The organism is Nocardia sp. NPDC049149 (assembly GCF_043197455.1).
Lineage (GTDB): Bacteria > Actinomycetota > Actinomycetes > Mycobacteriales > Mycobacteriaceae > Nocardia.
Window position 1 is genome coordinate 831,123 of sequence record NZ_JBICTD010000005.1, and the last position, 21,019, is coordinate 852,141.

Below are 21,019 nucleotides of genomic sequence, written 5' to 3' on the forward strand. Positions count from 1 at the left end.
GTACGACAGAATTGAGGACGTGACGACTCCCCGCGAACCTTCCGGTCCCGACCGTGATCGGTGGGACGGCGAGGAGTATCCGCCGATCGAACGGCATCCCGGTTTCGATCGCTATCCCCCGCCGAACGCGCCGACCAGGCGCGGACCGCTGCCGCCGTTGGATCCCAATCGCACCGCGCTGCCCGACTACGACACGCCCGACCCGTCGAATGCCGAAACTCGCCGACACCCGACTCCACGCGCAGAGTCCCGGCACCCCTCCGACGAATCGGACGCCGCGCGCACACCGCGCCGGGTCTTCCCGCACCGCCCGCAGCCGCCGCACCACGCCGAACCGCCACCCGCCGAGCCGGAGCACGCGGGCCCACCGCCGACCAAGCCCTTCCCCGAGCAGCCGGAGATCGGCGCAACCGCGGCCGATTCCCCCACTCCGCCTGGTACGCCACGCATTCCGCGCAAACTGACGGTGACCAGGGTCGCCGCCATGCGCGGCCGCCAGCTGACCGAGAAGGGCATCGCCACCTTCCAGCGCGCGGCGAAGGCGGACGGCGCCGACAAGTCCGGCCTCACCGCACTCACCTACGCGACGATGGCGAACTTCGCCCTCGACGCCGCGGTCGGCGTCGCCTTGGCCAACACGCTCTTCTTCGCCAGCGCCACCGCGGAGAGCAAGACGAATGTCGCGCTGTACCTGCTGATCACGATCGCCCCGTTCGCGGTCATCGCGCCGCTGATCGGCCCGCTGCTCGACCGACTACAACACGGCCGCAGGGTGGCGCTGGCGACCTCGTTCGCGTTGCGGGCGCTGGTCGCGGTCGCGCTCATCCTCGAATTCGACAGCTGGGGACTGTATCCGCTCGCGCTGTGCATGATGGTCGGCAGCAAATCGTTCTCGGTGCTCAAGAGCGCGGTCACGCCGCGCGTGCTGCCTCCCGATATCGACTTGGTGCGTACCAACTCTCGGCTCACCGTGTTCGGCCTGGTCGGCGGCACCCTGGGCGCGGGAGGGATGGCAGGCATCGCCGCGCTCATCGCGGGCTCGGACGGCGCGCTGATTTTCGCCGCGCTGATCGCCTGTGCAGGCACCTTCCTCAGCCTGCGCATCCCGTCCTGGGTCGAGGTCACCGAGGGTGAGGTGCCTGCGACGCTGAGCTATCACGGCTCGGACGCGCACACCGAAGTCCTTCCGCCGGACAAGGAATCCGCGGTACCGCCGCGCAAGCGCAGGCAGCCGCTCGGCCGCTCGGTGGTGACGGGGTTGTGGGGCAACAGCGCGGTCCGCGTGTTGACCGGGTTCCTTACCTTCTATGTCGCGTTCGTCGCGAAGTCCACCGAGCACGAGGCCGTGAAGCAGGCCGCGATGCTCGGCGTGGTCGGCGCTGCCGCGGCGATCGGCAATTTCACGGGCAACGCGACCGGTGCCCGGCTCAAGCTCGGCAGGCCGACGCTGATCGTGCTCGGCTGCGTCGCGGCCTGCGCGCTGGTCTCGCTCTTCGCGACCTTCACCAACAATCTGCTCGGCGCGGCGCTGGCCACCCTGGTCGCGGCGGGGACGAGCGCGCTGGCGAAGGTGTCGCTCGACGCGTTGATCCAGGACGACCTGCCGCCGGAGTCGATCGCGTCCGGCTTCGGTCGTTCGGAAACCGTGCTGCAGCTCAGCTGGGTTGTCGGCGGCGCGGCGGGTGTGCTGTTGCCCACCGAGTATTGGAAGGGCTTCGCGGTCATCACCGCGATCCTCGTTGTCGGCCTGGTGCAGACCTTCGTCAGTTACCGCGGTCACTCGCTGCTGCCCGGCCTCGGCGGAAATCGACCGCAACACGCGGAGCAGGAAGTGCCAGCGACCCGGCCGATGCCACACACTTCCAACGCGTACCGCCGACCGGGAACCGGCGGCGCGACACCACCCATATCCAACGAGGGATAGGAGATCCAAGCCAGTGAACCGAGGACACCGCGCGCCCTCGCGTACGACGGAGCCGAGCGGCAGCGAGGTCGTGGCGTGAAGCGGCCGGGCACCCGGACGATCGTGGCGTTGATCGTCGCCGCTGGGCTGGTGTTCACCGTTGCCTTCGTCGCTGTGCTCGTCACGCTGATCGGCGACGCGAAAGAACGCGACCCGGAGATCACCGCCTACGCCCACGGCCGGACGGTCACCGTCGCGCCCTACGTGTATTGCACAGTGCGCCTGGAGGACTGCCGCTTCGGCAAGACCGTCGAGCTCGAGGTGCCGCCGGACTACCCGCTGCAGCTTTCACTGCCGAAGAAGATCGCGGACGCGCCGTGGATGGCCAGGCTGGTCTACGTGCTGCCCAACGGCGATCGGGTGGACCGAGTGGTCAGCCACAATGATTTCCCGGCAGGCGCGCTGGCCATCACCATCGAATCGCGTCCGGAGCCGGACCTGCGGCTGGCCGGAGTCGAACTGCAGCTGCCGATTCTCACCAGGGACATCGACACCGGCGAGGAGTCCTACCGGCCGCACGCGGCCTGGTCGATCAGCACCGAACCGTAAGGCGTGGCGCAGGCCCGCGCTGCACAGCGCGGGCCACGCGGCCGAAACTCAGTGGTCGAGTTCGCGCGCTACCGCGCGGACTACCTCTGAGATGCGTTGTGCCGTCTTGCGATCGGGGTACTTGCCCTTGCGCAGGTCCGGCTGCACCGTCGCCTCGAGCAGGGTGATCATGTCCTCGACCATCCCGTGCAGCTCGTCCGGCGTGTGCCTGCGCGGGACCGGCTCCTTGCGGGCGCGCTCGCGCTCCTGCCCCTGACGCACCGACGGCGGGGCCTCCAGCAGCTTCAGGCTCAGCGCCTGCGGACCACGACGGCCCGCGGCCATGCCGAACTCGACGCGCTGCCCCGGCTTGAGTCCCTCGACGCCATCGGGCAACGCGGACGACCGGACATAGACGTCCTCACCCTCGTCCTGGGAAAGGAAGCCGAAGCCCTTTTCGACGTCGTACCACTTCACCCTGCCGGTCGGCACTGCGCTCACCCGTTCATCATCGAAAACTCGGAACCGCACCGGCCCGAGCACATCTGTTCCACGGACCCGCAGCGGCAGACCGCCGCGTACGAGCCCTTTTCTGTTAGCGAAAAGAAGCGCGCCCAGCAAGGGATGCGGGACGCGTGTGACTTCGAGTCTACCCCGATGCGAATAACGCAAGCACATCAGTTTTACGGTCGTGGGGTGACGAACCCTTCCGCTGCTCCACCGTCCGGCGGCGCACCGCGCCGCAAAGGTGACTGGTTGCTGCAGCTCGCGCTCGGCCTGTTCGCGCTGGGATTGCTGGCGATCATCGCGATCTTCCTGACGCCGGTGGTGTCCGACGGCGCACCGGGACTCTGGCTCTACTTCGGGGCACTGCTCGCGCCACTCGGGTTTCTGCTCGGGGTGGTCTTCGCCCTTCGTTCGGGTCGCAGGTCACGCTGACGCCGCCGTGGCTGAACCAACGGCCACCGGCACGGTGCGAACCGGTTACCCGCGTCTGTCGTTACCGAATCTCGGATGTGATCCTGGTCACATAACGAGAAGGTCACGGGCCGGTGACGGCGAAGCACTCACCCGACCGCACCGCTTCTAGCTGCGCAGAAGGCCGCGCGCACGCGTTGATATCGCACCGAGACCGGCCCGTACACGCCGGTTATCAAATGGTGATTTTTCGCGGCGATCGTCGTACGGTCTTAACCGAGCCGGGACAACCGGCAACCACCGGACCGCCGCACCGAACCTCGCCCCGCGGATACCGGAAACCCGACGTAAACGTAGGGGCGAGGGCGGGCATGACGACCTCTCAGTCCAGCCCGAAAGATGACCTCGCAGGTGCGTCGAGAGGAAGACGAACCCGATATGAGTGGACGCCATCGCAAGCCAAGCTCCACCGGGCGCACGGTAGCCAAGGTTGCCGTCACCGGCGCGATCATCGGCACCGCAGGTGTGGCCCTCGCAGGCAACGCCAGCGCGGCTCCCGACTCCGACTGGGATCGCCTCGCACAGTGTGAGGCCGGCGGTAACTGGGGCATCGACACCGGCAATGGATTCCAAGGCGGACTTCAGTTCTCCCCGAGCACCTGGCGTGCGCACGGCGGCGGCGAGTATGCCGCTTCCGCCAGCCAGGCCACCAAAGAGCAGCAGATCGCTGTCGCCGAGAAGGTCCTCGCCTCTCAGGGCTGGGGCGCCTGGCCGAGTTGCTCGGCAAACCTCGGCCTGAGCAGCAAGCCGACCCCGCGTTCGGCGCCGACCACCCCCGACACCCCGCGCTGGAACCCCGAGCCCGCGCCGCAGGCCACTCAGGCCGCGCCGGACAGCACCCAGCAGATCTACACGGCCGTCGACCGCGCGCTCGAGGTTGTGCAGAACCAGGGCGTCCAGGTGCCCAAGGAAGCCTTCGATTTCTTCAACGCCGCCAAGTCGAGTGGCGCCAAGCTGGATCCGACCATCGTGAACTTCTACGAGGCCAACAAGGGTCTGCTGCCTTCCTCCTGATCACACACACAAACGACTAAGGCCCCGCATCCTCGGATGCGGGGCCTTAGTCGTATCTTCGGACGTCTCCGTCCGGAAATCAGCGGTTGATCACCGTGTTCGGGTGCATGTAGGGCAGCTGATCTGCCGGGACCGGAAACTCGGTGTCCTCACCGTACGGCGAGAGCCCACCGGAACGGGTCGACGAGAGCTCGGTGACCGCATGGTCACCCTCGGCCACCTTCGGCCAGCCGTTGTCGACATAAGGTTTCTTCGATTTGTTCACCACGCTGCCATTGTGGCATGCGCGCCGCGCCTAGCAACTTCACCGCTGCTGTACCACTCCGGACGAGCAGCATCGTCGCCACGCGGCGGCCAGCGGCCTGCGTCTATTAGGCTCAAAGGATCGAATTGACACGGAACGACTGATCTCGGGAGCACATGGGTAACTCGTCGGGTACGCCCGAAACCAGGCCAGCTACCAAGCCGCCAGCCCGCAGCGGAAGTCTCGAGGCACCCACGACCGGCAAGAATCGCGGAGAGGCGGGGGAGCCCGCGACCTCCTCTTTGGCGGGATGGCTCGGGGCACGGAGCGATGCCGAGTTGGTGACGCTGCTCGAACTCCGGCCCGATCTGGCTGTGCCGCTGCCCTCCTCGATGGCGGTGCTCGCCGCGCGCGCCGAGCAGCGCGCCTCGGTGCTGCGCGCCACCGATGACCTCGACACGCTCGACTTCGCCATCCTGGAAACGCTTGCGGTGCACGGCGTGACGCGCACCGACAGCAACGGCGCCCCGCTGCGCCGCGACGAGTTGCACGTGCAGCTGCGCGAACGCGTGTCGACCGCCGCGATCGATGCCGCGCTGGCGCGTTTGTCCGCCCGCGCGCTGGTCTGGACCGACGGCGACCAGCTGCACTTGGTCGCGGCCGCCGTCGAGGCGCTGCCATGGCCGATCGGCAGCACCACCGAGATCCCCGACGCGCTCACCGAGCCGGAGGTGCGCGCCGCACTGCCCGAACTGTCGGCCGCCGCGACCGCGCTGCTGGACAAGCTGGCCACCACCGGCCCGCGCGGCCGCACCAGAGACGCCGCGCCAGGCACCCCGGCCGACCGCCCGGTGCAGCAACTCCTCACCCGCAGGCTGTTGCACCGGATTGACGACGAGACCGTGGAACTGCCCGTCACCGTCGGCCAGATCCTGCGCAACGAGCCGGTGACCCATCCGCACGCGCTGACCCCGCCGAAACCCAAGCCGAAGAAACAAACCTCCGCCGACGTGAACGCCGTCGCGGCGGGCGAGGTCGGCGAACTGCTGCGGCACTGCACGGCCGTCCTGGAGCTGCTCGGCCAGGCGCCCGCGCCCGCCCTGCGCGCAGGAGGGCTCGGTGTGCGGGAGATTCGCCGGATCGCCAAACACGCCGGTGTCGAGGAGCCGCGCGCGGGTTTGCTGGTCGAACTGCTTGCCGCCGCACGCCTCATCGAAAAAGGTTTGCCGGACCCGCCGCCCGAGGTCGATTCGACCGACGATTTCTGGGCGCCGACCCCGGCCGTCGACGCCTGGCTGGAGGCGCCGCTCGCCAGGCGCTGGGTCGCATTGGCCATGGCCTGGCTCGAATTGGACAGGGCGCCATGGATGATCGGCATGCGCGACGCCAATGACAAGCCGCTGGCGGCCCTTTCGATCGAGCTGCGCAGCCCGCACGCGCCGCGCGACCGGCACACCATCCTCGGCCTGCTCGCCGAGTATCCGTCCGGCAGCGCCTTGACACCCGCCGACATCGGTCGCGTGCTCGCGTGGCGGCAACCGCGATGGCGCAGGCACTTTCGCTTGGAGGCGGTGCAGCACACGCTGGCCGAGGCCGCGGCGCTCGGCTTCATCGGACGCGACGCGCTCGGCTCGCCGGCGCGGGCGCTGCTGCACGGCACCCCGACCAGCGCCGCCGACGCCGAGGCGGCGATGGAGACGGCGCTGCCTGCCCCGGTGGATCACGTGCTGGTCCAGGCGGATCTGACGGTGATCGCGCCGGGCCCGCTCACCGCCGACCTCCAGCACCGCGTCGCCTTGGTTGCCGACGTCGAATCCGCGGGCGCCGCAACGGTCTACCGGATCAGCGAAGGGTCGGTGCGGCGCGCGCTCGACGCCGGGCTCACCGCGGCCGAACTGCACGCGCTGTTCACGAAGCACTCGCGGACCCCGATTCCGCAGGCCTTGACCTATCTGATCGACGATGTCGCCCGGCGGCACGGCCAGCTGCGCGCGGGGATGGCGCAGTCGTTCCTGCGCAGCGACGATCCAGCGCTGCTCGCCCAGGTGCTCGCGGCACCGGTGGCGAGCGCGCTGGCGCTGCGGGCCATCGCGCCGACGGTGGCCATCGCCCAGGCCCCGCTCGGCGAGGTGCTCGAACAACTCCGCGCGGCCGGTTTCGCACCGGCAGGCGAGGATTCGGCGGGGGTCATCGTGGATCTGCGGGTCCGTGGCGCCCGGATTTCGGTGCGGCCCAATGCCAGGCAGCCGTGGCGGCCGACGCCGCCGAGCGCCGAACAGCTGCAACTGCTGGTCACCGAGCTCCGCGCGGCCGAGCGCGCGACCAGCGCCCGTTCCGGACAGTCGGTGCGCACCGACGGCACCCGCACCAATACCGCGGCGACCCTGGCGCTGCTACAGCTGGCGGCGCGGGTGCGGCGCTCGGTCAATATCGGCTACGTCGACGCCCAAGGCGTCGCGACGCAGCGCGTGGTGGAGCCGGTGAAGGTCGGCAACGGTCAGCTCGACGCGGTCGACCCGGTGACGGGCGCGATCCGGCATTTCACGCTGCACCGGATCGCCTCCGTCGCCCTCCTCGATTGATCAAGCCTTGGGCTTGGCCAGACAGTAGGTGGCCTTCGGCGCCGCGGCGATCAGCCGGAAGCTGTCGGCGTCCTGTCCACACAGCAGCTCGTCTGCCTCACCGTCGACCCGCTTCACCACGCGGAACGTGGCCTCGGCGGCACCGCAGGCCACCGGCTTGAAGCCGCTGGCCGGGTTTTCGCTGTAGCAGCTGCCCTGTTTGAAATTGGGCACCAAGCACAGGAACGCGCTGCCACCCGCGACACCGGCCTCGGTGTAATCCGTCGAGCAAGCGCCCTTCTTGTCGGCCGTCTGCGCGATCTTGTATACGGCCTTGTCGGACGAGCAGTCGACCGACCCGGCCTGCACATCGACCGTTGCGCCCTTGATGCCGTCGAGGCAGCCGCCGACCTTGGCCGAGTCGGCCGTGTTGCCGCTGCTCTCGGAGGACGAACAACCGACCATCGCGACCACCACCGCGGCCACCGCTACGAGGGCAAACACCACGCGTGCCAGCAGCCTCGCTCCTGGAAAATTCACCGGAAAACCTCTCTCACCGAAACACATTCACGCAGCTCGCGAACGCGGTGAGGATACCCGGAGGCACGGACGGGCCGCATCAGCTCTACGGGTGATGTCGGCGAGCGCGGACGAGACTAGTGCAGCCCGGTGCCCAACAGGCCGAGCAGCGAGAGCGCGAGAATGTTCGGGAGCATACGGCCGAGCAATTGAAATCCAAACGTGTTCACTAGCAATGCCTTTCGCGTTCCGCCCAATATGTGGACACAAGTCCAATACTTGGGTTGTTTCGCTCGCCGCCGCCATGTCGTTACGCTTGGTCAGTATGACCCTGGACGACATCGCCGTCGACCTGTACGGACTCGCGCCGAGCGAGTTCGTCACGGCCCGCACGGCCAGGGTCAAAGCGGCCAGGGACGCGGGCGACAAAGAACTCGCCGCCGCGATCGGCAAGCTGCGCAAACCCACCGTCACCGCGTGGACGGTGAACCTGCTCGCCCGCGAGGCGCCCGACGACGTGGCGGCGCTGCTCCAGCTCGGCGCGGCACTGCGCACCGCGCAGCAGCGGCTGTCCGGTGCCGAACTACGCAGCCTGACCGGACAGCGACAGCAGGCAGTGACCGCGTTGGCGAAGAAGGCCGGGGCACTGGCCGCCGAGCACGGGCATCCGGTGAACGAGAGCGTGCTGCGCGAGATCGGACAGACGCTGACGGCGGCGCTGGCCGACCCTGCGGTCGCCGAGCACGTGCACACGGGCACCTTGGCCACCGCGACGACCTATTCGGGATTCGGCCCCGCAGGCCCAGGCCTCGTCGCGGTCGAGACACCAGCGGCCACGGCAGACACCGAACCCGCGGACAACCCGCGCGAGGAGCTCGACGAAGCGCTGGAAGCACTTGAATCCGCCCGTGCGGCAAGGGATACCGCCCGCGACGAGGCCGAGCAGGCGACATCCCGGCTCGGCGACATCGAGGCCAGGATCGCCGAGCTGAAGGACGAGCTCGATCGCGCCGAGCAGGAGCGGCAGTTCACCCGCAGCACCGAACGCACGGCGCAGGACCAATTACGTTCGGCTCAGCGACAACTCGACCGGATGGAGCGCTGGGTGGAACGGGCCCGCGATCGAGTCGACGGTGAGTGAGCCTGCTCAGGCGCGCAGGCTGCCCGGGTAGAGGTATTCGTCCGCGGGCGGCGTCGTCTGATTGAGCCAGGCGGTGAAGAAGCCGGTCAGATCCGTCGGCGACTTGGACTGGACGAACTTGCGGAAGTCGGGGATGGAGGCGTTGCCGAAGGCGTGTGCCGCGTTGAATTCCCGTACCGCGGCGAAGAATACGGCGTCGCCGAGCTGCTTGCGCAGTGCGTGCAGGAACAGCGGGCCCCGGTAGTAGACCGAGGTGAATTCCGATCCGGCACCGGGGTTTTCCAACGGGATCTGCCAGAACTCGGTGTTGTCCAGATACTGTGCGATGGTCTTGCGGTACTCCGCGTCGACATCGAGGCCGTCCATGCGTTCCGGCCACAGATAGTCGGCGGTGTAGCTGGCGAAGCATTCGTTCAGGCAGACGTCGGACCAGTGACGCACCGAGACTGAGTCGCCCCACCACTGGTGCGCGATCTCGTGCACCGCGGTCTGCAGGTCCGTCCACGGCGCGTAGATCGGGCGGGTCTGGGTCTCCAGCGAGAACTGGATGTCGGCGTCCACATAGATGCCGCCGGACGCTTCGAACGGGTAAGGGCCGTAGACGGATTCGATGAAGTCGAGGATCTCCGGCAGGCGCTGCTCGGTCTCCCTGTTCCGTTCCGCGTTCGGGGCGAAGGCACTGATCAGCGGAGTCCCGTTGGCACGCCGCTGTTCCAGGAAGCTGAACTTGTCGATCGCGACGGTGGTCAGGTAGCCGATCACCGGCTGATGCGCCTCCCAGCTCACCACCCGGCGGTCGCCGCGCACCTCGTCCTGGGTGCGGACGCCGATCGAGACCACCTCCCATTCCGCGGGAACGGTCGCGTGCAGCGCGAAAGTCGCCTTGTCCAACGGGGTGTCGTTGAGCGGGTACCACGAGGTCGCGGAATGCGGCTCGCCCGCGGCGAACGCGCCGCCGCTCGGCGCGAACGTCCAACCGTTGCCCTCGGTGTTCTCCGCCTGGCCCGAGTACTCCACGGTGACGGTGAACGGCAGGCCCGGCAGCAACGGGATCAGCGGCGTCACGGTGAGTTCGTGCTCGCCGTTGCGGTTGAACGCGGCGGGCATGTTGTTCACCGTGACCGTGCGCACCGCGGGTCCCGCGAAGTCCAGGTTGAACGCGCGCAATGCCTGGGTCGCGACCGCGTCGATGCGGGTGGTCGCGGTGAGCCGGTGACTCGGCGGGTCGTAGTCGAGGGTGACGTCGTAGTGGCCTGCGTCGTAGCCGCCGTTGCCGTCCTCCGGGTAGTACGGGTCGCCGAGCCCGGACGACCCGGTGAACGGATCGGCGGCCGCGGGCGCCGCGGTGGCGACGATCGCACCCGCGACCGCGGCACATATCAAGCCGGACAACCTCATTCGACCACCACCCCTAATCGCCTCCGTCGGCACAGACATGCCGACCGCTGGATCGTAGTCGGTTCAGTCGGCGGTGCCGGTGAGGGCCACCGACGCGCCGAGACCGACGATCATTATCCCGCCTGCCCCGCCGACCGCCTCCAGCCTGCGCGGCGAGCGGGCGAACCAGGCGCGCGCGGAGGCGGCGAGCAGCGCCCATGCACTGTCGGAGACCACCGCGACCGCGAGGAAGACCGACCCGAGGATCAGGAACTGCAGCGGCAGCGACCCGGCGGCGGGATCGGCGAAGTGCGGCAGGATCGCCGCGAAGAAGACGGTCGCCTTCGGGTTGGTGATCCCGACAATGATGCTCTGCCGCAATATCTTCGAGTTCGGCGTCGGCGCGATCTCCGCCCCCAGCGCCGCACGCAACGACTTTCGTTCCCGGATCGCCTGGATGCCGAGGTAGATCAGATACAGCGCGCCGGCGAACTTGATCGCGGTGAGCGCGAACGACGAGGCCATCAGCAGCGTGCCGAGGCCGACCGCGACCAGCAGCAGCACGACGAAGACGCCGAGGCAGTGCCCGGCCACCGACAGCAACGCGGCGCGCCTGCCGAGGGTGAGCGCCCGCCCGATGGTGAACAACACACCGGGGCCGGGAACGATGATGATCACGACCGCCGCCGCGAGGAAGGTCAGCAGATTGGACAAGGGGACCATCTTCGGAGTCTATGGCCCGGCGCAACCGAGTTTCCGACGATCGTCGGTTCAGGAGCCGAGGTCGTCCGGGAGCTGGTCCGGATCGAGCAGCAGGCGGCGCGCGGAGGTGCGCCTGACCTTGTCGGTGAGCGCGAGATTGTCGGTGAGCAAACGCCATTCGGCCTCGCTGATGGCGGAGCGGGCGCGGTCGATGACCGCCGCGTCGGTGGTGCCCCATGCGATCGGCATCGCGCTGACCGACTGCCAGCGCTCGCCAACCTGGCGCGGTGCCCGATCGGTGCGCACCGCGACGGAGGGCACCCGCTCGCCCTGCCGCGCCTCGTGGCCGGGTAGGGCGCGGACCTTTCTGATCACCAACGCGTAGTGCGTGTCCTTGGCGCCTGGCTTGGCCACGTCGACCATCGCGAGCAGCACCACACCCGACGGATAGGTCTCCGAGACCACCGCGGGCACCAGCTCACCGTCGGCGTACAGCTTGTCGATGCTGGCGTGCCGCGCGGTCCAGAAGGCCACCCACAGCGCCACCACCGCGCCGAGCACGAAGGCAACGGCCAGCAGGTAGGCCCACGGATGGTCCAACCAGATCAAGTAGGCCGCGCCGGTCGTGGCGATGACCGCGGCGGCAAGCGCCATCACACGGAGTCGACGCTGGTCGGCGAAGACTTCGTTGACCGCGTGCGCATGCCTGCGGTCCACCGGGAATTCGAAGCGTCGCACGTACCCATTCCTAGCACAGTTTGCGGAGGAATTGCCTCCGCTTATCCGATGGTCGGTCCGAGCAGGTCGTCGGCATCGGTGATGCGATAGGCATACCCCTGTTCGGCGAGAAAACGCTGCCGGTGCGCGGCATATTCGGCATCGAGGGTGTCCCTGGCCACCACCGAGTAGAAATGCGCCTGGCCGCCATCGTGTTTCGGCCGCAGCAGCCTGCCGAGGCGTTGCGCCTCCTCCTGCCTGGAGCCGAAGGTACCCGAAACCTGCACCGCGACCGAGGCTTCCGGCAGGTCGATGGAGAAGTTCGCCACCTTGCTGACGACGAGCACCGGGATCTCGCCGCGCCGGAACGCGTCGAAGAGTTCCTCGCGCTCTTTGGTTTTCGTCGAACCCTGGATCACCGGCGCCTGCAACGCGGCGCCGAGCTCGTCGAGCTGGTCGAGGTAGGCGCCGATCACCAGCGTCGGCGCGTCCGCATGCTTGGCCAGGATCGACTGCACCACCGGAATTTTCGTGCGTGCGGTCGAGCACAGCTTGTAGCGCTCCTCCGGCTCGGCGGTCGCGTAGGACATCCGCTCGGCATCGGTAAGCGTCACCCTGACCTCGATGCATTCCGCGGGCGCGATCCAGCCCTGCGCCTCGATGTCCTTCCACGGCGCGTCATAGCGCTTCGGACCGATCAGCGAGAACACGTCGCCCTCGCGGCCGTCCTCGCGGACCAGGGTCGCGGTGAGCCCGAGCCGCCTGCGCGACTGCAGATCGGCGGTCATCCGGAAGACCGGCGCGGGCAGCAGGTGCACCTCGTCGTAGATGACCAGGCCCCAGTCGCGGCTGTCGAACAGTTCGAGATGCTTGTACTCGCCCTTGGTGCGGCGGGTGATCACCTGGTAGGTCGCGATGGTGACCGGGCGGATCTCCTTGCGCTCACCGGAGTACTCGCCGATCTCGTCCTCGGTCAGCGAGGTCCGGGCCAGCAGTTCGCGCCGCCACTGCCTACCCGCCACGGTATTGGTGACCAGGATCAACGTGGTCGCCTTCGCCTTGGCCATGGCGGCGGCGCCGACCATCGTCTTGCCAGCGCCACACGGCAGCACCACCACGCCGGAGCCACCCGCCCAGAACGAGTCCGCCGCCATCTCCTGGTAATCGCGCAGATGCCACTTGTCGTCGGTGTAGTCCAGGTCGATCGGATGCGCCTCACCGTCGACGTAGCCGGCCAGGTCCTCGGCGGGCCAGCCGATCTTCAACAGCATCTGCTTGATCCGGCCGCGCTCGGAGCCGTGCACCACCACGGTGTCGTCGTCGAGGCGGGCACCGAGCATCGGGGCGATCTTCTTGTGCCTGAGCACCTCCTCCAGCACCGCGCGATCCAGGCTGACCAGCGTCAGCCCGTGCGCCGGATGCTTGACCAGCTGCAGCCGCCCGTACCGGGCCATTGTGTCGACGATGTCGACAAGCAGCGGCTGCGGCACCGCATACCGCGAGAAGCTGACCAGCGCGTCCACCACCTGCTCGGCATCGTGGCCCGCCGCGCGCGCGTTCCACAGCGCCAGCGGCGTCACCCGATAGGTGTGCACGTGCTCGGGCGCCCGCTCCAACTCGGCAAAGGGCGCGATAGCCTGCCGCGCCGCGTTGGCCAACTCATGGTCGACCTCCAACAGCAGCGTCTTGTCGCTCTGCACAATCAGCGGACCGTCCGTCACAGCCCCTCCTCGCCTCGGTTCGCTCCATTCTTCCTGAGTCCACCGACACCCGCGCACGGCCGGTCCGCTCACCACGACAAATCGGGGAAATCCCGGACGGACAGACGATCCGTTGGGAACTGGCGGCGGCCACCACCAGTTCCCAGAACTGCGCTAGTAAGTGACCCGGTAGCTGAGCTGAGCGAACTGGCCGTACTGCGTGACGTCGAAGAGATTCAGCTGGGTAGAGAGGATTCGCCGAGGCAGCAGCGGCGCCCCGGAACCAAGGGTGACCGGGGCGACGCCCGCAATGATCTCGTCGAGGAGGGCGGCGTCGGCGAATTGACCGACGAGATCGCCGCCGCCGATGACCCAAATGTTCTTGTCACCTGCGGCTTTCGCCATTTCTTTGTGGACGGGTTCGACGGGGTCGGCGACGAAGTGCAGGTTGGCGCCCGGGATTGCGGGGAGGTCGCGGTGGGTGAAGATCCAGCAGGGGATATCGCCGTAATTGGTGCGCCAGTTTTCGGCGGGCTCATTGGCGAGAATCCACTCGTAGGTGGTCGAACCCATGCACATGGCGCCGACATTCGCGAAGAAGCCTGCGAGCACCGATTGCGCTTCCCCACCGTCGTCTACGGCGAAAAGCCAACTGAGCGAGTTGTTTTCGTCGGCGAGATAACCGTCGAGGCTGGTCGCTGTGAAGTATTGGGTAACCATGTTCTCGACCCTGTCAGGCAAACCTGACAGAACACGTCAAGGTTTCCGCAGCGCCGCGAATTCAGTGCGTCCGCGGCGTCCGCTCCAGCTCGCGGTCGAATTCCGCAGGCCAGCCGTCGGCGACGCCGGGCGGATCGGTGGGCAGCCTGGCCGCGAGCCAATGGTCGCGGCTGACGCCGCGGTGCAGGCTGCCGAGGCGCGCCATGCCCTCGTAGCGGAAACCGCAGCGGCGGGCGACCGCGGCGGACCGATAGTTGCCTACGAAGGCGCGCCAGCTGATGCGGCGCAGGCCGAGACCGTCGGGGCGGAAGCCGAAGTCACAGACCAGGTTCACGGCCTGGGTCATCAGGCCGCGGGAGCGTTCGTCCGGAATGAGCCAGTAGCCGATCTCGGCGGCGGACTCGTCGCGGGCGCCGAGGCCGATCATGCCGACCACCGGGCCGCCCTCGTAGGTGCGCAACGCCCAGGTCGGGCTGTGGCCCGCCCAGCCAGGTCCGACGATGTCCTCGATGAACGTGCGCGCGTTGTCCCTGGTGTACGGCACCGGGATAGTCACCCACTGCCCGATCGACGGATGCTGGCAACACTGGGTGATCACGTCGATATCGTCCGAGGTGGGAATCGACAGAAAGATCGTTCCGTTCGACAGCGCGTGTGCGTCCATCGAGTCATGTTGTCATGAATCGTCAGGCCGGTTCATCGGTTGGTCGGGCGACACCGCAGTGCAGGACGAAAACCGGGAGATCGTAGAATCTTCCCGATGGTTGCCGCTCTGCTTGCCGGATTGTTCGAATCACATCGAGCGCATCTGCTCTCGGTCGCGTATCGGCTGACGGGCAGCGTCGGCGACGCCGAGGACGCGGTGCAGGAGAGCTGGCTACGCCTGACCGGCACCCATCAATCCGAGATCGACGACATGCGCCCCTGGCTGACGGCGGTGCTGAGCCGAATCTGCCTGGACCGCATGCACAGTATCGCCGTGCGCCGGGAAAGCTATGTGGGGCAATGGCTGCCGGAGCCGGTGGTCACCGGCCGGACGCCGTCGAGCACACCCGATGCCATGGCCGCGATGGCCCGCACACCGGAGTGCCGTCTCGCGGCGATGGTGATGCTTGACCGCCTGACTCCGCCGCAGCGGGTGGCTTTCGTGCTGCACGAAGGACTTTCGATGTCGCTCGACGATATCGCCGGAATCCTGGATGTTTCGGTCGATGCCGCACGGCAGCTGGTGGCCGCCGCGACCGAGGCCGTTGCGCACACCCCACCGCCGGTATCGGATACCGAGCACGAGGTCGCGGTGCAGCGGTTCCTGGCGGCATTGCGCTCCGGGGAGGTGGACGCGGTTACCGCTGCGCTGCATCCGGATTCGGTGGTCATCGGTGATGCGGACGGAACAACGACGCACAACCTGCGCGGCGCGGACGCGATCGCCGACTTCTATCTCGGCCTGGTACGCAGATACGGCGCGCACGATCCCGCAACGGTTCCGGCGTACACCTACGAATTCGCTACGGTCAACGGACAATTGGGCCTGGTGGTCAGCGTCGAGCACAGCGGGCGCCCGGCCAGGGTGCTCGGGTTCGCCGTCCGCGACGGCCTGGTCTGGGGCACCTACGATCTCACGAACCCGGCGAAGCTGACCGGCATTCATCTCGGCTGAGCACCCGGCGGTGACCTGCCCGGCGGGCGCGGCATCATGGCGTTGTCCAAACCGGCGACCTCCGGCGTGGCCGGATTCACAACAAGGTCACGAAAGGCGGGCAGCTAGTCTCCGGATATGCCTTCGCAACCCGCCACTGTCGCTCGTCTGCGTCCCTTCGCGTCTACCATCTTCGCCGAGATGACCGAGCTCGCCGTCCGGCACGACGCGGTCAACCTCGGCCAAGGCTTCCCGGACACCGACGGCCCCGCCGACATGCTGGAGGTTGCCAGGCAGTCCATCGCCGACGGTCTGAACCAGTACCCGCCGGGACGCGGCATGCCGGTGCTGCGCCGCGCGATCGCCGACGACCGCCGCCGCCGCTACGGCACCGACTACGACCCCGACACCCAGGTGCTGGTCACCGTCGGCGCGACCGAGGCGATCAGTGCCGCCATTCTCGGCTTGGTCGAGCCGGGCGCCGAGGTGGTGCTGATCGAGCCGTACTACGACTCCTACGCCGCCGCGGTTGCCCTGGCAGGCGCGCAGCGGCGCACCGCACGACTGGTCGCCGACGGTGATCGCTTCGTGCTCGACCTGGACAGCCTGCGCGCCGCGATCACGCCGGCGACCAGGATGCTGGTGGTCAACTCGCCGCACAACCCGACCGGCACCGTGCTCGACCGGGCCGACCTGCAGGCCATCGCCGAAATCGCCTGCGAGCACGACATTCTGGTGCTCACCGACGAGGTCTACGAGCATCTGGTCTACGACGGCACCGAACACATCAGCCTGGCAACCCTGCCCGGCATGGCCGAACGCACCGTCGTGGTGTCCAGTGCGGCAAAGACATTCAGCGTGACCGGCTGGAAGACCGGCTGGGCGTGCGGTCCGGCCGACTTGATCGACGGGGTGCTCGCCGCCAAACAGTTCCTGACCTTCGTCGCGGGTGGGCCGTTCCAGCCCGCCGTCGCGCACGCGTTGAACCACGAGCTGGACTGGGTCGCGAATCTGCGAGACACCTTGTCCGCCAAGCGACTCAACCTCGCCGCCGCGCTCGCCGACACCGGCTTCGGGGTGAAGTCGAGCGCGGGCGGCTACTTCGTCTGCGGCGACATCACCCCGCTCGGCGGGTCCGACGGCCTCGCCTTCTGCCGCGAACTGCCCAAGCGGCTCGGCGTCGCCGCCGTGCCGGTCAGCGTCTTCGCCGACGATGCCGCGGCATGGAATCACCTGGTGCGCTTCACCTTCTGCAAGAAGGACGAGACCTTGGACGAGGGCGTGCGCCGCCTGCGTGCCGGGGCGCACTGACCCGGCACCCGCCGCTTACGACGGTGACGTCGGGCCCGCCGGTGGCCGGGGATACCGGCGGGCTTGCGGCGCATGCCAACCGAAGCGCAGCGCGAGCAGCCGGAAGGCGATCGCGCCCGACGCCGCGAGCAGGCCGGTCCACGCCTGATAGACGCCGAAGTGCAACAGCGTGGCGGTGGTGATCGCGCCGACCAGGGCGGGCACCGCGTAGATCTGTTCGGGCCGAAGCACATCCGGGGTCTGCCCGCCGAGCAGGTCCCTGATCACGCCGCCGCCGATCGCGGTGACCACGCCCAGCAGTGCCGCCGACGGGGCGCCGAGTCCGCGCGAGTAGGCGATCACCGTCCCTGTCACGCAGAACAATCCGAGACCGAAGGCGTCGGCGACCTCGAGCGGCCCACGGGTCAGCCGGTGGGGCGGATGCCAGAAGAAGATCAGCACGGCGGCCAGCAGTGCCGTCCACAGATAGGTGAGATCGACGAACGCCGCAGGCGGCGTCCGGCCGATCAGCAGATCCCGGATGATCCCACCGCCGAGCGCGGTGCCCGCAGCAAGCACCACGATGCCGAAGATGTCGAAATTCCGCCGCACCGCGAGCAACGCACCCGAGCACGCGAACGCGAACACCCCGAACAACTCCCCGACGTGCTGCGCCGCGTCGACCGCCGACCCGAAGTGGCCGGCCACCCCCACAAAATCCACCATGCGGATCACCACACCACATGCGAGGGCACCGGTGGCACCTGGCTGCGGCAAACATCGAGAAACCTCCTCGACGGTGCGCCACTCGTCAGGCGGGCATCGGCCGCGCGCGGTCGGTGGCCACCAGGAAGGCGATGGTGGCGAGTGCCGTGCCCATGAGGTAGCGCTGGATGCGCAGCCAGCTGGGGCGGGCGGTGAGGAAGGTCGCGATACCGCCTGCGCCGAGCACGATCAGGCCGTTCACCGTGAGCGCCACCGCGATCTGGACCGCGCCGAGGCACAGGCTCTGCAACCAGACGTGCCCGTGATCGGGCGTGACGAACTGCGGGATCAACGCCATGTACATGATCGCGATCTTCGGATTGAGCAGGTTGGTGACCAGGCCCATCGTGAACAGCCGTCGCGTCCGGTCCACCGGCAGCTCCGCAGGCGCGAAAACCGAAGTCCCGCCGGGACGCAACGCCTGCCAGGCCAACCACAGCAGGTAGGCCGCACCGGCCAGCTTCACCGCCAGATACAGCCCAGGCACCACCGCGAACACCGCCGTGATGCCTGCCGCGGCCGCCACCAGGTACACCCCGAACCCGGCGGCGACGCCGCTGAGCGACACCAACCCGGCCCGCCGCCCCTGTGTCACGGTGCGCGACACCAAATACATCATGTTCGGCCCCGGCGTCAGCACCATGCCCAACGCCACGGCCGCGACCCCGAGTACCGCCGCCATCTCGATCACACCGTCGATCCTCACCCAGGCCCTCCGCGCCCGTCTCGGTCCACTTTCACAGTGCTGGACCTGCGGCGCGCGTACCGCCGAACAACCGCCGATGTTCAGCTTCCCGCCCGATCCCCCGTGCGGGAAGCTGAAACCGGCTCGGCAGTCAGGGATTACGACGACGGTGGATGGCGTCGGCCAGCCGGTCGAGCTGGACGGCGGTGGTCTCCCAGTCGAGGCAGGCGTCGGTGATGGATTGCCCGTAGGTCAGCTCGTCGGCATGACCGAGGGTCAGATCCTGGCGGCCGGCGACGAGGAAGCTCTCCAGCATCACCCCGACCACGCCCTGCTCACCAGCGGCCAGCCTGCCCGCGATATCGGTGACCACGTCGACCTGCCTGTTGTGGTCCTTGTTGCTGTTGCCGTGGCTGGCATCGACGACGACCCGCTGCGGCAGCGACGCCTTCTCCAGCCGGATGCAGGCCTCGGCGACCGACTCGGCGTCGTAGTTCGTCCCCGACGTACCGCCGCGCAGGATGACGTGGCAGTCGGGGTTGCCTGTGGTGCGGATCAGCGCGGCGCGACCGTCCAGGTCGGTGCCCGGGAACACGTGACTGGCCGCCGCGGCACGCACACCGTCGACCGCGACCTGCACGTCGCCGTCGGTGCCGTTCTTGATGCCGACCGGCATGGACAGCGCGCTGCTCAACTGGCGATGCACCTGGCTTGCCGCCGTGCGCGCGCCGATCGCGCCGTAGGACACCAGGTCCGCGATGTACTGCGGCGTGATCGGATCGAGGAACTCACACGCCACCGGCAGGCCGAGCGCGGTGATGTCGGCGAGCAACTTGCGCCCGAAGCCGAGCCCGGTGTTGACGTCGAACGAGCCGTCCAGGTGCGGATCGTTGATCAGCCCCTTCCAGCCGAGGGTGGTGCGCGGCTTCTCGAAGTACACCCGCATCACCACGTGCAGCCGGTCGTCGAGCTCGGCGGCCTTGGCGGCCAGGCGACGCGCGTAGTCGAGGGCGGCGGCGGGATCGTGCACGGAGCAGGGGCCGACGATCACCATCAGGCGGTCGTCGACGCCGTTGAGCACGTCGACGGTGGCCGTGCGGCCCGTGCGGACGGTGTCGGCGAGCGCATCGGTGATCGGATGCACGCGGCGCACCTCGGCGGGCGAACGCAGCGGGCTGACGCTCAACGTGCGCTGATCATCGAGATCGAACAGCATCGCGGAGCGATTCGATGAGGGGTGGTGGTCGGGTGACGGGTGGGCATGCCGAGGATCGACGTCGGCGGCGGTAGTCATGTCGTGGGTTCCTTTTCTTCGGCCGACCCACGGACGAGAATCCCCGTTGAGCCGGTCCATAATCCGGCTCGGGGGTGAATGTTGTCAGCGCAGGCGGTTGCCGCAGACCTGCCCACCCGGGGCCGGCTTGCTAAACCAGAAATACGCGCGCTGCACGTTTGCGACTGTAGCAGGAGGATTTCCTCGGGTGGTCGGGCCGTGCCCCATCGCACAGCGCGGGCGTGCGCACATCGCCCGTACACGCGGGCGGTGTGCCCGTGATTCAGTGCTGCCGGAACGCAGAACGAGCCGAGTGTCACCCGGGTTTCCCGGCGTGACTCTCGGCTCGGCGGTCGTCGCGATGTGGTCGGCTCAGCCCCACTGGCCCGGCACATAGTCGCCGGCCGGGCGGCGCGCGATGACGTTCATCCGGTTCCATGCGTTGATGTTCGCGATGGCGGCGATCAGCGCGGCGATCTGGTCGTCGTCGTAGTGCTTGCGCACGTCCTGCCACACGGCGTCGCTGACCACGCGGCCGTCGCCGATCCTGGTGCCCTCCTCGGTGAGCGCGAGCGCGGCGCGCTCGGCCTCGGTGAACACGGTCGCTTCCTGCCACGCAGCGATCAGGTTCAGTCGCACCGACTCCTCACCGGCGTGCGCGGCGTCCTTGGTGTGCATGTCGACGCAGTACCCGCAGCCGTTGATCTGGCTGGCGCGAATCTTGACCAGCTCGTAAGTGGCGGCGGGGAGGGTGGAGTCGTTGACGATCTTGCCTGCGGTGGTGAGTCGCTTGATGTAGCTGGTCCCGACACGGTTGGCGAAGAGGTCGATGCGGGCTTCCATGAGGTGCCTTCTTTCGATTCGGGGTGCTTGCTGCGTTCACTGAGTCGACGATGCGCCACCACGATGTGTGACATCCGCGCCGAAGTGATCTGGGCCACCTACCCGTTCGACGGCATCGCCGCGACTCGAGCCCCGGAATTCCAGACGGACGACGGCATATTCAGCGTAAGGTCCGCCCGCATCGGACATGTTCGACTTCACCGACTGCGCCGGATATCCCATGCGCCGTGTCGCCCGGTGCACCGCGACGGCCGTCGTGAACGACCGACTAGGCAGTGTTTCGAAGTGGTGAGGGCGGGCCGGTTGGCCCGCCCTCATTGGTGTCGTAGCCATTGGTTGATTGCGGCGATGTGGATGGTG

At 68.2% G+C, this 21,019-nt stretch carries 21 protein-coding genes; 8 read left to right on the forward strand and 13 right to left on the reverse strand.

Features of this window, described 5'->3' with window-relative positions:
* Positions 1 to 19 precede the first annotated feature (19 nt).
* Together ACGFNJ_RS24100 and ACGFNJ_RS24105 are read left to right on the forward strand one after the other, a co-directional pair.
* Positions 20 to 1,924: an MFS transporter gene (locus ACGFNJ_RS24100; RefSeq protein ID WP_393452147.1), complete on the forward strand. Its 1,905-nt coding sequence runs from the start codon at positions 20 to 22 to the stop codon at positions 1,922 to 1,924.
* Between the two features lie 75 nt (positions 1,925 to 1,999).
* Entirely contained in the window at positions 2,000 to 2,512 is a 513-nt protein-coding gene (locus tag ACGFNJ_RS24105) for a DUF2771 domain-containing protein (protein WP_393452150.1), read from the forward strand.
* A 48-nt stretch (positions 2,513 to 2,560) separates the two neighbouring features.
* Here ACGFNJ_RS24105 and ACGFNJ_RS24110 read toward each other — a convergent pair whose 3' ends face one another.
* Positions 2,561 to 2,983, reverse strand: coding sequence for a cold-shock protein (locus ACGFNJ_RS24110; RefSeq protein WP_174567687.1), 423 nt, complete (start codon positions 2,981 to 2,983; stop codon positions 2,561 to 2,563).
* Between the two features lie 204 nt (positions 2,984 to 3,187).
* On the opposite strand from ACGFNJ_RS24110, the gene ACGFNJ_RS24115 reads away from it, so the two are divergent.
* Together ACGFNJ_RS24115 and ACGFNJ_RS24120 are read left to right on the forward strand one after the other, a co-directional pair.
* On the forward strand, positions 3,188 to 3,430 hold the full coding sequence (locus ACGFNJ_RS24115; protein WP_393452153.1) for a hypothetical protein: 243 nt from the start codon (positions 3,188 to 3,190) through the stop codon (positions 3,428 to 3,430).
* Positions 3,431 to 3,847: 417 nt separating this feature from the next.
* Positions 3,848 to 4,483, forward strand: coding sequence for a resuscitation-promoting factor Rpf1 domain-containing protein (locus tag ACGFNJ_RS24120; protein ID WP_393452156.1), 636 nt, complete (start codon positions 3,848 to 3,850; stop codon positions 4,481 to 4,483).
* Positions 4,484 to 4,562: 79 nt separating this feature from the next.
* Here the strand turns inward: ACGFNJ_RS24120 and ACGFNJ_RS24125 are convergent, their stop codons facing one another.
* Positions 4,563 to 4,751 (reverse strand): hypothetical protein, encoded by a 189-nt coding sequence (locus tag ACGFNJ_RS24125; protein WP_040731009.1) that lies wholly within the window; start codon positions 4,749 to 4,751, stop codon positions 4,563 to 4,565.
* 152 nt (positions 4,752 to 4,903) lie between these two features.
* On the opposite strand from ACGFNJ_RS24125, the gene ACGFNJ_RS24130 reads away from it, so the two are divergent.
* Entirely contained in the window at positions 4,904 to 7,309 is a 2,406-nt protein-coding gene (locus tag ACGFNJ_RS24130) for a helicase-associated domain-containing protein (protein ID WP_393452159.1), read from the forward strand.
* Here the strand turns inward: ACGFNJ_RS24130 and ACGFNJ_RS24135 are convergent, their stop codons facing one another.
* Positions 7,310 to 7,828, reverse strand: coding sequence for a hypothetical protein (locus tag ACGFNJ_RS24135; protein WP_393452162.1), 519 nt, complete (start codon positions 7,826 to 7,828; stop codon positions 7,310 to 7,312).
* A gap of 304 nt (positions 7,829 to 8,132) precedes the next feature.
* On the opposite strand from ACGFNJ_RS24135, the gene ACGFNJ_RS24140 reads away from it, so the two are divergent.
* Positions 8,133 to 8,948 (forward strand): hypothetical protein, encoded by an 816-nt coding sequence (locus ACGFNJ_RS24140; RefSeq protein ID WP_393452165.1) that lies wholly within the window; start codon positions 8,133 to 8,135, stop codon positions 8,946 to 8,948.
* Between the two features lie 6 nt (positions 8,949 to 8,954).
* Here the strand turns inward: ACGFNJ_RS24140 and ACGFNJ_RS24145 are convergent, their stop codons facing one another.
* The 6 genes from ACGFNJ_RS24145 to ACGFNJ_RS24170 form a co-directional block, all read right to left on the reverse strand.
* Entirely contained in the window at positions 8,955 to 10,346 is a 1,392-nt protein-coding gene (locus ACGFNJ_RS24145) for a M1 family metallopeptidase (RefSeq protein WP_393452168.1), read from the reverse strand.
* Between the two features lie 63 nt (positions 10,347 to 10,409).
* The gene (locus ACGFNJ_RS24150; protein ID WP_393452171.1) at positions 10,410 to 11,048 is read right to left on the reverse strand and encodes a LysE family translocator; all 639 of its coding nucleotides are present in this window, start codon (positions 11,046 to 11,048) and stop codon (positions 10,410 to 10,412) included.
* 48 nt (positions 11,049 to 11,096) lie between these two features.
* The gene (locus ACGFNJ_RS24155; protein ID WP_393452174.1) at positions 11,097 to 11,765 is read right to left on the reverse strand and encodes a DUF3239 domain-containing protein; all 669 of its coding nucleotides are present in this window, start codon (positions 11,763 to 11,765) and stop codon (positions 11,097 to 11,099) included.
* Between the two features lie 41 nt (positions 11,766 to 11,806).
* Complete coding sequence (locus ACGFNJ_RS24160) at positions 11,807 to 13,465, reverse strand: DNA repair helicase XPB (protein WP_393452177.1); 1,659 nt, start codon at positions 13,463 to 13,465, stop codon at positions 11,807 to 11,809.
* A 153-nt stretch (positions 13,466 to 13,618) separates the two neighbouring features.
* Complete coding sequence (locus ACGFNJ_RS24165) at positions 13,619 to 14,164, reverse strand: dihydrofolate reductase family protein (RefSeq protein WP_393452180.1); 546 nt, start codon at positions 14,162 to 14,164, stop codon at positions 13,619 to 13,621.
* A gap of 61 nt (positions 14,165 to 14,225) precedes the next feature.
* The gene (locus ACGFNJ_RS24170; RefSeq protein WP_069162160.1) at positions 14,226 to 14,828 is read right to left on the reverse strand and encodes a GNAT family N-acetyltransferase; all 603 of its coding nucleotides are present in this window, start codon (positions 14,826 to 14,828) and stop codon (positions 14,226 to 14,228) included.
* A gap of 96 nt (positions 14,829 to 14,924) precedes the next feature.
* On the opposite strand from ACGFNJ_RS24170, the gene sigJ reads away from it, so the two are divergent.
* Complete coding sequence (gene sigJ, locus ACGFNJ_RS24175) at positions 14,925 to 15,824, forward strand: RNA polymerase sigma factor SigJ (RefSeq protein WP_393452184.1); 900 nt, start codon at positions 14,925 to 14,927, stop codon at positions 15,822 to 15,824.
* A 117-nt stretch (positions 15,825 to 15,941) separates the two neighbouring features.
* The gene (locus ACGFNJ_RS24180) at positions 15,942 to 17,114 is read left to right on the forward strand and encodes a pyridoxal phosphate-dependent aminotransferase (RefSeq protein ID WP_393452187.1); all 1,173 of its coding nucleotides are present in this window, start codon (positions 15,942 to 15,944) and stop codon (positions 17,112 to 17,114) included.
* Between the two features lie 15 nt (positions 17,115 to 17,129).
* On the opposite strand, the gene ACGFNJ_RS24185 is transcribed toward ACGFNJ_RS24180, so the two are convergent.
* The 4 genes from ACGFNJ_RS24185 to ACGFNJ_RS24200 all read right to left on the reverse strand — a co-directional run bounded on the left by ACGFNJ_RS24185 (position 17,130) and on the right by ACGFNJ_RS24200 (position 20,659).
* On the reverse strand, positions 17,130 to 17,819 hold the full coding sequence (locus tag ACGFNJ_RS24185; protein ID WP_393452190.1) for a trimeric intracellular cation channel family protein: 690 nt from the start codon (positions 17,817 to 17,819) through the stop codon (positions 17,130 to 17,132).
* An 85-nt stretch (positions 17,820 to 17,904) separates the two neighbouring features.
* Positions 17,905 to 18,549, reverse strand: coding sequence for a LysE family translocator (locus ACGFNJ_RS24190; RefSeq protein WP_393452277.1), 645 nt, complete (start codon positions 18,547 to 18,549; stop codon positions 17,905 to 17,907).
* Between the two features lie 145 nt (positions 18,550 to 18,694).
* Entirely contained in the window at positions 18,695 to 19,759 is a 1,065-nt protein-coding gene (locus ACGFNJ_RS24195) for a 3-deoxy-7-phosphoheptulonate synthase (protein ID WP_393452280.1), read from the reverse strand.
* A 429-nt stretch (positions 19,760 to 20,188) separates the two neighbouring features.
* Positions 20,189 to 20,659 carry a carboxymuconolactone decarboxylase family protein gene (locus ACGFNJ_RS24200; RefSeq protein ID WP_069162154.1) on the reverse strand — a complete coding sequence of 157 codons (471 nt, stop codon included), beginning with the start codon at positions 20,657 to 20,659 and terminating at the stop codon, positions 20,189 to 20,191.
* Positions 20,660 to 21,019: the final 360 nt, after the last annotated feature.

Bases quoted from the DNA above. Each gene is read 5' to 3' on its own strand.
- ACGFNJ_RS24120 (WP_393452156.1), top strand. From the start codon at position 3,848: ATGAGTGGACGCCATCGCAAGCCAAGCTCCACCGGGCGCACGGTAGCC.
- ACGFNJ_RS24130 (WP_393452159.1), top strand. From the start codon at position 4,904: ATGGGTAACTCGTCGGGTACGCCCGAAACCAGGCCAGCTACCAAGCCG.
- ACGFNJ_RS24140 (WP_393452165.1), top strand. From the start codon at position 8,133: ATGACCCTGGACGACATCGCCGTCGACCTGTACGGACTCGCGCCGAGC.
- ACGFNJ_RS24145 (WP_393452168.1), bottom strand. From the start codon at position 10,346: ATGAGGTTGTCCGGCTTGATATGTGCCGCGGTCGCGGGTGCGATCGTC.
- ACGFNJ_RS24150 (WP_393452171.1), bottom strand. From the start codon at position 11,048: ATGGTCCCCTTGTCCAATCTGCTGACCTTCCTCGCGGCGGCGGTCGTG.
- ACGFNJ_RS24165 (WP_393452180.1), bottom strand. From the start codon at position 14,164: ATGGTTACCCAATACTTCACAGCGACCAGCCTCGACGGTTATCTCGCC.
- ACGFNJ_RS24170 (WP_069162160.1), bottom strand. From the start codon at position 14,828: ATGGACGCACACGCGCTGTCGAACGGAACGATCTTTCTGTCGATTCCC.
- sigJ (WP_393452184.1), top strand. From the start codon at position 14,925: ATGGTTGCCGCTCTGCTTGCCGGATTGTTCGAATCACATCGAGCGCAT.
- ACGFNJ_RS24180 (WP_393452187.1), top strand. From the start codon at position 15,942: ATGCCTTCGCAACCCGCCACTGTCGCTCGTCTGCGTCCCTTCGCGTCT.
- ACGFNJ_RS24185 (WP_393452190.1), bottom strand. From the start codon at position 17,819: ATGGTGGATTTTGTGGGGGTGGCCGGCCACTTCGGGTCGGCGGTCGAC.
- ACGFNJ_RS24195 (WP_393452280.1), bottom strand. From the start codon at position 19,759: ATGCTGTTCGATCTCGATGATCAGCGCACGTTGAGCGTCAGCCCGCTG.
- ACGFNJ_RS24200 (WP_069162154.1), bottom strand. From the start codon at position 20,659: ATGGAAGCCCGCATCGACCTCTTCGCCAACCGTGTCGGGACCAGCTAC.